The organism is Amycolatopsis sp. NPDC057786 (assembly GCF_042797905.1).
Lineage (GTDB): Bacteria > Actinomycetota > Actinomycetes > Mycobacteriales > Pseudonocardiaceae > Amycolatopsis.
Genome location: NZ_JBHVKW010000150.1, coordinates 1 through 11538, shown reverse-complemented (window position 1 = coordinate 11538; position 11538 = coordinate 1). Strand labels below are relative to the sequence as shown.

At 70.1% G+C, this 11538-nt stretch carries 3 protein-coding genes; all 3 read left to right on the top strand.

Annotated features, from left to right (window positions below):
• Nucleotides 1-208 precede the first annotated feature (208 nt).
• Genes ACFVM3_RS39820 through ACFVM3_RS39810 form a run of 3 tightly spaced genes read left to right on the top strand, consistent with a single transcriptional unit; the run spans nt 209 to nt 11480 of the window.
• Nucleotides 209-2155, top strand: coding sequence for an ABC transporter ATP-binding protein (locus ACFVM3_RS39820; protein WP_378444961.1), 1947 nt, complete (start codon nt 209-211; stop codon nt 2153-2155).
• A gap of 2 nt (nt 2156-2157) precedes the next feature.
• Nucleotides 2158-8334 carry an amino acid adenylation domain-containing protein gene (locus tag ACFVM3_RS39815; RefSeq protein WP_378444960.1) on the top strand — a complete coding sequence of 2059 codons (6177 nt, stop codon included), beginning with the start codon at nt 2158-2160 and terminating at the stop codon, nt 8332-8334.
• Nucleotides 8331-11480 carry an amino acid adenylation domain-containing protein gene (locus tag ACFVM3_RS39810; protein WP_378444959.1) on the top strand — a complete coding sequence of 1050 codons (3150 nt, stop codon included), beginning with the start codon at nt 8331-8333 and terminating at the stop codon, nt 11478-11480. Before ACFVM3_RS39815 ends, ACFVM3_RS39810 begins: the two co-directional genes overlap by 4 nt.
• The last annotated feature ends 58 nt before the right edge of the window (nt 11481-11538 follow it).

Here is an 11538-nt window from a genome sequence, read left to right as displayed (position 1 = left end):
GGTTCGCGGTGGTGGGGGGGGGGGGCCCCCATCCCCTTTCGGGGCAATCGTGGTGTGCCTACTGGGCGTTCCGCGACACGGCCACCGGAGCCATCAGCGTCCTTTGTGGACGAACAGAGCGGAGATGTTCCCCGGGTGCCACTCGTGGACATCGACACGATTCAGCACGATTGAGCTCGCCGACTTCGTGCGTGAGAGGGATGCCCAAATGGAAGTAATGTTGCGCTTCGGGGCGTCGCCCAAGAGCGATGACGACCCCGATCCCTGGTCGAACCGGGTCCGGCCGGGGACGGTGCGCAGAGTCCTCGCGTATTTCCGCCCCCACGTCGGCAAGGTGGCGATCTTCGTCCTGATCGCCGCGATGGAGGCGTTCGTCGTCGTCGCGACCCCGTTGCTGATGAAGGAACTCATCGACGGCGGCATCCTGAAGAACGACTTCGGGGTCGTCATCCTGATGGCGGTGCTGACCGCCGGCCTCGCCGTGGCGGGCGCGCTGCTGTCGCTGTTGTCCGCCTTCGTCTCCGCGAAGATCGGCGAGGGGGTCACCTACGACCTCCGGGTGCAGGCCCTCGACCACGTCCGGCGGCTGCCGATCGCGTTCTTCACCCGCACCCAGACCGGGGTGCTGGTCGGCAGGCTGCACACCGAGCTCATCATGGCGCAGCAGGCGTTCGGTCATCTGCTGATGGCGGCCACCAGCGTGGTCACCGTCCTGCTCGTGCTGGCCGAGCTGTTCTACCTGTCCTGGCTGGTCGCCGTGGTCACGCTGGTGCTGGTCCCGCTGTTCGTCATCCCCTGGATCTGGGTGGGGCGGATCATCCAGCGCCGCACCGGGACGCTGATGGAGACGAACGCCGGGCTCGGCGGACTCCTCCACGAGCGGTTCAACGTCCAGGGCGCGATGCTCTCCAAACTCTTCGGCCGCCCGGACGAGGAGATGGCCGACTACCGCAAGCGGGCGGGCAAGATCCGCAACATCGGCGTCAGCATCTCCATCTGGGCGCGGATGTCCTTCGCCATGATGGCGCTGATGGCGTCGATCGCCACGGCGGTCGTCTACGGCGTCGGCGGCGGGCTCGTGATCGAGGGGGCGTTCCAGCTCGGCACGCTCATCGCCATCGCCACCCTGCTGGGGCGGCTGTTCGGGCCGATCACCCAGCTGTCCGGGCTGCAGGAGACCGCGCAGACCGTGGTGGTGAGCTTCGCGCGGATCTTCGAGCTGCTCGACCTCAAGCCGTTGATCCAGGAACGCCCGGACGCCAAGGAACTTGACAAGAGCAAGGCGCCGGGGATCGAGTTCGACGACGTGGTGTTCCGCTATCCCACCGCGGACGAGGTGTCGCTGGCGTCGCTCGAACACCTGCGGACCAAACGGGAGAACGGCGACAAGACGGCGGACGTCCTGCGCGGCATCAGTTTCGAGGCGCCCTCGGGCACCCTCACCGCGCTCGTCGGCCCGTCCGGCGCGGGCAAGAGCACCATCACGCACCTGGTCTCCCGGCTCTACGACCCGAACGGAGGCGCGGTCCGCTTCGACGGGCACGATCTGCGCGACCTCACATTCGACTCGATCCGCGGCACGGTCGGAGTGGTCAGCCAGGACGCCTACCTCTTCCACGACACGATCCGGGAGAACCTGCTCTACGCCCGCCCGACCGCCACCGAGGAAGAGCTGGTCGAAGCCTGCAAGGGGGCGCAGATCTGGGACCTGATCCAGTCGCTGCCCCGCGGGTTCGACACCGTCACCGGCGACCGCGGTTACCGCATGTCCGGTGGGGAGAAGCAGCGCCTGGCCATCGCCCGGTTGCTGTTGAAGGCGCCGACGGTCGTCGTGCTCGACGAGGCCACCGCGCATCTGGACTCCGAGTCGGAGGCGGCCGTCCAGCGGGCGCTCAAGACCGCGCTGCGCGATCGGACGTCGCTGGTGATCGCGCACCGGTTGTCCACGATCCGCGAGGCCGACCAGATCCTCGTGATCGACGGCGGAACGGTCCGTGAACGCGGGACGCACGACGAGTTGCTGGCCAGGGGCGGGCTGTATTCGGAGCTCTACCACACGCAGTTCGCCAGGCCGGAGAACAACGCGCCCAAGCCGGAGCCCGAGGAAGACGAGTTCGACGAAGAGCCGCTGGACACCGTGGTCTACGGAGGATGACGATGAGTTCCGCAGCGCAGGCCGCACCGACGGTGCTCGATCTCTTCGCCAGGCAGGTGGACCGGGCCCCCGGCGCGGTGGCCGTGGTCGACGGGGACCGGATCCTGACCTACCGCGAGCTCGACGAACTCGCGGGCAGGCTGTCCGGCCGGTTGGCCGCCCGTGGCGCCCGCCGGGTCGCGGTGATGCTCGACCGCTCGGCGGATCTGCTGGTCGCGCTGCTCGCCGTCTGGAAGGCGGGCGCGGCGTACGTGCCGGTGGACGCCTCGTACCCCGCGCCGCGGGTGGCGTTCATGGTCGCGGATTCGGGTGCGTCCCTGATGCTGTGCTCGGCCGGGACGCGCGACAGCGTCCCGGACGGGATCGAGGCGATCACCGTCGCCGACGAGGCGGGCGACGTCGCGGTGGTTCCGGCGAGCCCGGAGGACCTGGCGTACGTGATGTACACGTCCGGCTCGACGGGCAAGCCGAAGGGCGTCGCCGTCCCGCATTCGAGCGTCGCGGAGCTGGTCGGGGATCCCGGCTGGGCGATGGGCGCCGACGACGCGGTCCTCATGCACGCGCCGCATTCCTTCGACGCGTCCCTGTGCGAGATCTGGGTGCCGTTGGTGTCGGGCGCCCGGGTGGTGATCGCCGCGCCGGGGCCGGTGGACGCCCGACGGCTGCGGGAGGCCGTCGCGGGCGGGGTGACGCGGGCGCATCTCACCGCCGGCAGTTTCCGTGCGGTGGCGGAGGAAGCGCCGGAGTCGTTCGCGGGGCTGCGCGAGATCCTGACCGGCGGGGACCTGGTGCCCGCGCACGCGGTGGACCGGGTGCGCCACGCCGCGCCCGGCGCGCGGATCCGGCATCTGTACGGGCCGACGGAAACGACGCTGTGCGCCACCTGGCACGTGCTCGAACCGGAGGACGACCCGGTGGCGGTGCTGCCGATCGGGCGTCCGCTGTCCGGGCGGCAGGCCTGGGTGCTGGACGACTCGCTGCGGCCGGTCGCCCCGGACGTGGTCGGCGAGCTGTACCTGTCCGGTGCCGGGCTGGCCGACGGCTACCTCGACCGGCCAGGGCTGACGGCGGAGCGGTTCGTGGCGGATCCCTTCGCGCCGGGCAAGAGGATGTACCGCACCGGTGACCTCGCGAAATGGACACCGGACGGCGAACTGCTCTTCGCGGGCCGCGTCGACGATCAGGTGAAGATCCGCGGGTTCCGGATCGAACCCGGTGAGGTCGAAGCCGCGATGACCGCGCAGCCGGACGTCCACGAGGCCGTCGTGGTGCCGATCGAAGGCCGCCTGATCGGTTACGTGGTGGCGGACGTGGAACCCGCGCTCGTCCGCGAGCGGCTTCAGGCGGTCCTGCCCGACTATCTGGTCCCGGCTGTGGTGCTGGCGGTGGCCGCGTTGCCGTTGACCGGCAACGGCAAGGTGGACCGGGCGGCGTTGCCCGCACCCGATTTCACCGCGAAGGCCGAGGGACGCGAACCCGTCACCGAGGCGGAGCGTGTCCTTTGTGGACTGTTCGCCGAGGTGCTCGGCATCGAGCGGGCGGGCGTCGACGACGGCTTCTTCGAACTGGGCGGGGATTCGATCCTCGCGGTGCGCGTCGCGGCCCGGGCGGCGAAGGCCGGTCTGCTGGTGACGCCGTCGCAGATCTTCGGCGAGCGGACTCCCGCGCGGCTGGCCGCGGTGGCGGGTGCCGTGGAGGACCGGCCCGTCGAGGGCCCTCTGGTCGAGCTGACCGCGGAAGACGAGACGGAACTGGCGGCCTCGGTCCCGGACGCCGTCGAGGTCTGGCCGCTCGCGCCGCTCCAGGCGGGCTTGCTCTTCCAGACCACCCTCGACGACCAGGGTCCCGACATCTACCAGACCCAGTGGATCGTGGAGCTGACCGGACCGCTGGACGTGGCGAGGCTGCGGTCGGTGTGGGAGGCGGTCTTCGCCCGGCACCCCGAACTCCGGCTGACCTTCCACCGGCTCGCGTCGGGTAAGGCGGTGCAGGCCGTCGCCGGCCGTGTCGAGCTGCCGTGGCGCGAGGTCGACCTGTCCGGCGCCGGCGATGTCGAAGAGGCTGTCAAGGCGCTGTCCGCGGCGGAACAGCGGGACCGGTTCGACCTCGCCAAGGCGCCGCTGTTCCGGCTCGTGCTGATCAAGGTCGCCGAGGATCGGCATCGGCTGCTGGTGGTCAACCACCACATCCTGACCGACGGCTGGTCGGTGGCGGTGATCCTCAACGAGGTCTCGGCGGCGTACACCTCCGGCGGTTTCCCGGACCGGACGGCCGCCTCGTACCGTGACTATCTGGCGTGGTTGGACAGGCAGGACAAGGACGCGGCGCGCGTGGCCTGGCAGGCGGAGCTGTCGGATATCGATGTGCCCGCCCTGGTCGCCAAGTCGGACACGGCGACGGACTACGACTACCGCGTCACCCATCTCGCGCCGGAGCTGTACACCCGGCTCACGGGTTTCGCCCGCGACCACGGGCTGACGCTCAACACGGTGGTGCAGGGCGCGTGGGCGCTGGTGCTGGCACGGCTCGCGCGGCGGACCGACGTCGTGTTCGGCACCACGGTCGCCTGCCGTCCCGCCGAACTCCCTGGCGTCGAGTCGATGCCGGGGCTGATGATGAACACGATCCCGGTGCGGGTCTCGCTGGACGGAGGGCAGTCCGTTGTGGACATGCTCACCGCCCTGCAGCGGCGACAGGTCGAACTGATGCCGCATCAGCACCTGGGGCTGACGGAGATCCAGAAGACGGCCGGACCCGGCGCGATGTTCGACACGCTGCTGGTGTTCGAGAACTACCCGCGGGACTTCGCCGACCAGTTCTCGTATCTGGGCACGGTCGAAGGGACGCACTACCCGGTGACGGTCGGGGTGATCCCGGGCGAGGAGTTCCGGATCCAGCTCGCCTACTGGCGCGGGCAGATCGACGAGGCCGTCGCCGACTCCCTGCTGGACTGGTTCGCCGGTGCGCTCGGCGCGGTCGTCGAGGATCCGTCCGGTCTCGTCGGACGGACCGGCATGGGTGAGATCCCGTTGCCCCGCTGGGAACCCGCGTTGATCGACGGCGAGCCGCTGCCGGAGCTGATCGGGCGGATGGCGGCCGAGCGGCCGGACGCGGTGGCGGTCACGGACGGCGAAGGCGACTTGACCTACGCGGAACTGTGGGACCGCGCGACGAGGTTCGCCGCCGTCCTGCGGGCGGCTGGCGTCGACCGGGAGCGCCGCGTCGGGCTGGTGGCCGGACGGTCGGCGTGGTGGCTGATCGGGATGCTCGGGGTGTCGCTTTCGGGCGGTGTCTTCGTCCCGGTGGATCCCGCGTACCCGGCCGAGCGGGTGAAGCTGATCTTCGGCAGCGCGAATCCGATGCTGGTGGTGTGTCAGGGAAAGACGCGCGACGCGGTGCCGGAGGAATTCGGCGACCGCGTCGTCGTGCTCGACGAAATCGACCTGGCGGCGGCCCCGGAGGCGGTCTTGCCGACGGTGGGGATGCGCGACGCGGCGTACGTGATCTACACGTCGGGATCGACGGGAACCCCGAAGGGCGTGATCGTCACGTACTCGGGCCTGGGCAACCTGGCGATGGCGCATATCGACAGGCTGGCCGTGACGCCGTCGTCCCGTGTCCTGCAGTTCGCGGCGCTCGGCTTCGACACCATCGTGTCCGAGGTGATGATGGCGCTGCTTTCCGGGGCGACGCTGGTGATGCCGCCGGACGAGGATCTGCCGCCGCAGGCTTCGCTGAGCGACACGCTGGAGCGGTGGGACGTCACGCATGTGAAGGCGCCGCCGTCGGTGCTGGCCACAGTCGACGTCTTCCCGGCCGGGGTCGAGACGGTGACCGCGGCGGGGGAGCTCTGCCCGCCCGGACTGGTGGACCGGCTCTCGGCCGATCGCCGGATGCTCAACGCGTACGGGCCCACCGAGACCACGATCTGCGCGACGGTGAGCATGCCGCTGGCGCCGCGCGGTGAGGTGATCCCGTTCGGCGGGCCGATCGCCGGGGTGCGCGGCTATCTGCTGGACGCGTTCCTGCGCCCGTTGCCACGCGGGGTCGTCGGTGAGCTGTATCTGGCCGGAATCGGGGTGGCGCGGGGCTATTTGGGGCGGGCCGCGCTGACGTCGGAGCGGTTCGTCGCCGATCCTTTCGTGCCCGGTGAGCGGATGTACCGGACCGGCGACCTGGCCTACTGGACGGACGAGGACGAGCTGGTGTCCGCCGGCCGGGCCGACGACCAGGTCAAGATCCGCGGGTTCCGGGTCGAGCCGCGCGAGATCGAGTTCGCGCTGTCCGGTAATCCTCGGGTCACGCAGGCCACGGTGACGGTTCGCGAGGGCCGACTGGTGGCTTACGTGTCGCCGGGTGACGTCGATCCGGAGGCGCTGCGGAACGAACTCGCCGAGCGGATGCCCGCGTACATGGTGCCCGCGGCGGTGATGGCACTCGACGTCCTGCCGCTGACCGCGCACGGGAAGATCGACCGGAAGGCGTTGCCCGAACCGGATTTCTCGTCGAAGACGGTCGGCAGGGAACCGGCGACCGAGGCCGAGCGCATCCTGTGCGAGGTCTTCGCCGAGGTGCTCGGGCTGGCGCGGGTCGGGGTCGAGGACAGCTTCTTCGAGCTGGGCGGGGACTCGATCTCGTCCATGCAGGTCGCGTCCCGCGCGCGTCGCGACGGCATCGCGCTGACCCCGAAGCAGGTGTTCGAGCACCGGACGCCGGAACGGCTCGCGCAGCTGGTGGTGAAAGCGCTTGTGCCACAGCAGGAATCGAACGCGGACGGGGTCGGTGAAGTCGCGCTGACGCCGGTGATGCGGCTGTTCGGGGACGGCGCCGCGGCGCCGGGCTTCGCGCAGTGGATGGTCCTGGGCGCACCGGCGGATCTGACGGAAGAGACACTGACCGCAGGGCTGACGGCGGTGCTGGACACGCACGACATGCTGCGGGCGCGGATGGTCGACGGGCGGCTGGTGGTCGGCGAGCGTGGCGCTCCCGCGGCCTTCACCCGCGTGAAGGCAGACGACAGCACGCCGGACGAGGTGGCGCGGGAGGCCGTCGGACGGCTGGATCCCGCCGCGGGCGTGGTCGTCCAAATTGTGTGGTTGGACGCCGGGCCGGACCGGGTCGGCAGGCTCGTCGTGGTGGCGCACCATCTCGTGGTCGACGGGGTCTCGTGGCGAGTCCTGGCGGCGGATCTGCGAGCGGCGTGCGAGGCAGCGGCGACCGGGCGGAAACCGGAACTGGAGCCGGTGGCCGTGTCGTTCCGCCGGTGGGCGGGGCTGCTCAAGGAGTGGGCCGTCTCCGCCGCGCGGGTCGCGGAACTCCCGGCGTGGCAAGCGATTCTCGGGCAGGGTGAACAGCCGCAACCGGCGGGCGCGGTGCGCTCGAAGTCGTGGGTGGTGCCCTCGGCTCAGACGTCGGTGCTGGCCGGGAGGGCTCCGGTGGTGTTCCACTGCGGGGTGCACGAGGTCCTGCTGGCCGGGCTCGCGGGAGCGCTGGCCCGGTGGAGCGCGTCGGACTCGGTACTGGTGGACGTCGAAGGCCACGGCCGTCATCCCGCCGAGGGAATGGACCTGTCAAGGACGGTGGGCTGGTTCACCAGCACGCATCCGGTGCGGCTCGACGTCGCCGGGATCGACCTGGACGGGGTGCTCGCCGGTGACGCGGCTGCCGGGACGTTGCTGAAGGCGGTGAAGGAACAGTCGCGCGCGGTGCCCGGCGACGGGCTCGGGTTCGGATTGCTGCGCCATCTCAACGCCGAGACCGAGCCGGTGCTGGCGGCGCTGCCGTCGGCGCGCATCGGGTTCAACTACCTCGGCCGGTTCGCCGCCGGTGAGAGTGGCGAGGTGCGGGCGTGGCAGCAGGTCGGCGAGATCGGCGGCTCCATCGACGCGGACATGCGGCTGCCGCACGCGCTGGACGTCAACATGATCGTCCAGGATCTGCCGGACGGGCCGGAACTGATCCTCCTGCTCGAATGGTCGGACGAAGTGTTCGACGAAGCCGGAATCGAACGACTGGTCCAGGAACTGCTGGCCGTGTTGTCCGGACTGGCCTCCCAAGCGGAAGACCCCGCCGCGGGCGGGCACACCGCATCCGATTTCGGTCTCCTCGAATTGGATCAGGACGAGATCGAGAGCTTCGAAGCATTGGCAGCGGAACTCAGCGAAGGCCGGGCATCGTGAACACTTCGACGACAACTTCTGGATCGGCTCTGGCCGAGGTCTGGCCGCTTTCCCCGATGCAGGCGGGCATGCTCTACCACGCGTCCTTGGACGACGAGGCGCCCGACATCCACCTCATCCAGCAAACGCAGATCATCGACGGACCACTGGACACGGAACGGTTCCGGAAGGCCTGGGAGACCGTCCTCGCGAGGCACGCCGCGCTGCGGGCCAGCTTCCAGCGGCGGAAGAACGGCGAGACGATCCAGCTCATCCCGCGCGAGGTCAAGCTTCCGTGGGCCGAACGCGATCTGTCCGATCTGTCCGAAGTGGACGCGCTGGCCGAGGTGACCGCGATCGCGGAGAAGGAACGCTCCACGCGGTTCGACCTCACGCGGCCGCCGCTGCTGCGGCTGATGCTGATCCGGCTCGGCCCGGACAAGCACTGCCTGGTGACCACGAGCCATCACCTGCTCATCGACGGCTGGTCGCGGGCGCTCATCGAGGCGGATCTCCTGGAGGTCTACGCGACGGGTGGCGTCGCGCGTGCCCCGGGTTCCTACGGGAATTACCTTGCCTGGCTGGGAAAGCAGGACAAGGAGGCCGCCAAAGCGGCGTGGCGCGCGGAATTGGACGGGGCCGACGGAACGTCGCTCGGGCTGCCGGAAACGCCGGGGAAGGCGCACGGGCTGCCGTCGAGCGAGGTGGTTCGCCATTCGCCGGAGTTCACCTCCGCGCTGGCCGAGTTCGCCCGCCGCAACGGGTTGACGGTCAACACGCTCGTGCAGGGCGCTTGGTCGCTGGTGCTGGCGAGGCTGGCGCGCCGTCAGGACGTCGTGTTCGGCGCGGTGGTCTCCGGGCGTCCCGCCGAATTGCCCGGCGCGGAGCAGACCGTGGGGTTGTTCATCAACACCGTGCCGGTCCGGGTGCGGTTGGACGCCGACCAGCCGGTGCTGCGCATGCTCACCGAACTGCAGGGCCGGCAGTCGGAGATGATGGCCCACCACCATCTCGGCCTGCCGGAGATCCAGAAACTGGGTGAGGCGGGTTTCGACACGATCGTCGTGTTCGAGAACTACGCCGATCCGGCGACCGGCTCGGCGTCCGAGCTGAGCCTGACCCTGCGGGACTTCAACCAGGCGACGCCGTACGCGATGACTCTCGGCGTGATGCCGGGCGAAAGCCTGGAAATCGAACTGCAGTATCACGCTGTCGAAGCGTCCGTCGCCAAGGCGGCGCTGGACGGGCTCACCCTGGTGCTGGAGCGGATCATCGCGGAGCCGGGGACGCCGGTCGGCAGGCTGGACGTGCTGGACGAGGCAGGCCGCGCGCTGGTGGTCGAGCGCTGGAACGAGACGGACGACATCGTGGACGCGGCGTCGGCGGTGGAGCTGTTCGGCCGTCAGGTGGAACGGACCCCGCACGCGACGGCGATCGTGGCCGCGGACCGGGAGTATTCGTTCGCGGAACTCGACGACTGGTCCGGCAAACTCGCTTCGGTTCTGATCGCCCGGGGGGTGCGTCGGGGCGACTGTGTCGGTGTCGTGGTCGAGAGGTCCCCGGAGTTGTTGGCGGCCTGGCTCGCGGTGTGGAAGGCCGGCGCGGTGTACGTGCCGATCGATCCGGACTATCCGGCCGAGCGGGTCGCGTTCATGCTGGAGGACTCTTCGGCGGCCGCGGTGATGTGCCGTATCGGGACCGCGACGCCGTCCGGGTATCCGCGGATCCACGTGGGCGATCCGGTCGAGGGCGAGGCTTCCCTGGTCCCGGTCGGGGCGGACGACCTGGCGTACGTGATGTACACGTCCGGCTCGACAGGAACGCCCAAGGGCGTGGCCGTCCCGCACGGCGCCGTCGCGGCGCTACTGGGCTACGAAGTGTGGGATCTGCATCCGGGCGACGCGGTGCTGATGCACGCGCCCCATACGTTCGACCCGGCGTTGTACGAGGTCCTGGTGCCGCTCGTGGCGGGGGCGCGGGTGATCCTCGCGGGCCCGGGCGTGATCGACGCGGACACCCTCGCCGCGCACGCGGCGGCGGGCCTCACGTCGGTGAACTTCACCGCGGGCCAGTTCCGTGCGCTGGTGCAGGAGAAGCCGGACTGTTTCGCAGGGCTGCGCTACTTCCAGACCGGCGGGGACGTGGTGCCGCTCGGCGCGGTGGAGCGGGTGCGGCAGGCGTGCCCGGACCTGCGCGTCCTGCACACCTACGGGCCGACCGAAACCACGTTCTGCGCGTCGTGGAAGGTGATCCGGCCGGGTGACGAGCTGGGTTCGACGCTGCCGATCGGCAAACCGCATCCGGGGCGGCGGCTGTACGTGCTGGACGTCTTCCTGCGGCCGCTACCACCGGGCGTCGCGGGCGACCTGTACATCGCGGGCGCCGGGGTGGCGCACGGTTACCTCGGCCGGACCGCGTTGACGGCCGAACGGTTCGTCGCCGATCCTTTCGCGTCCGGCGAGCGGATGTACCGGACGGGCGACCTGGCGTACTGGAACGACGAAGGCGAACTGGTCTTCGCCGGGCGCGCGGACACGCAGGTCAAGATCCGCGGCTATCGCGTGGAACCGGGCGAGGTCGAGGCGGTGCTGGCGGACCAGCCGGGCGTCGACCAGGCGGTGGTGGCGGTCCGCGACGGACGGCTGATCGGCTACATCGTGTCCGGCGCCGGGGTGGACCCGGTGCGGCTGCGCGAGCGGATCGCCGGGCTGCTGCCGGAGTACATGGTGCCGTCTGTGGTGATGGCCCTGGCCGCGCTGCCGGTGAACGCGAACGGGAAGGTCGACCGGAAGGCGTTGCCGGAGCCCGATTTCAGCGGGCATATCGCAGGCAGGGAGCCGGTCACGGAGATCGAGCGGCTGCTGTGCGAACTCTTCGCCGAGATGCTCGGGCTGGAGCGGGTCGGCGCGGACGACAGCTTCTTCGAGCTGGGCGGGGATTCGATCGTCTCGATGCAGCTGGCGGCGCGTGCGCGGCGTGAGGGGATGACCTTCGGCGCGCGAGAGGTTTTCGAGTACCGGACGCCGGCGGGGCTCGCGTCGTTCGTCGAACTGGGGGAGGAGCCGGACGAGGTCCCCGCGGCGCGGAAACCCGCCGCCGACTTCGAACTGGTCGATATGGGGAAGGACGAGATCGAGGAACTCGAGTCGGAGTTCGACACCGTTTAGGGGCTGCGGTTCGCATTGGGGTCGTGAGTGGTTAGGACGGTTCTAACCGTCCTAACCA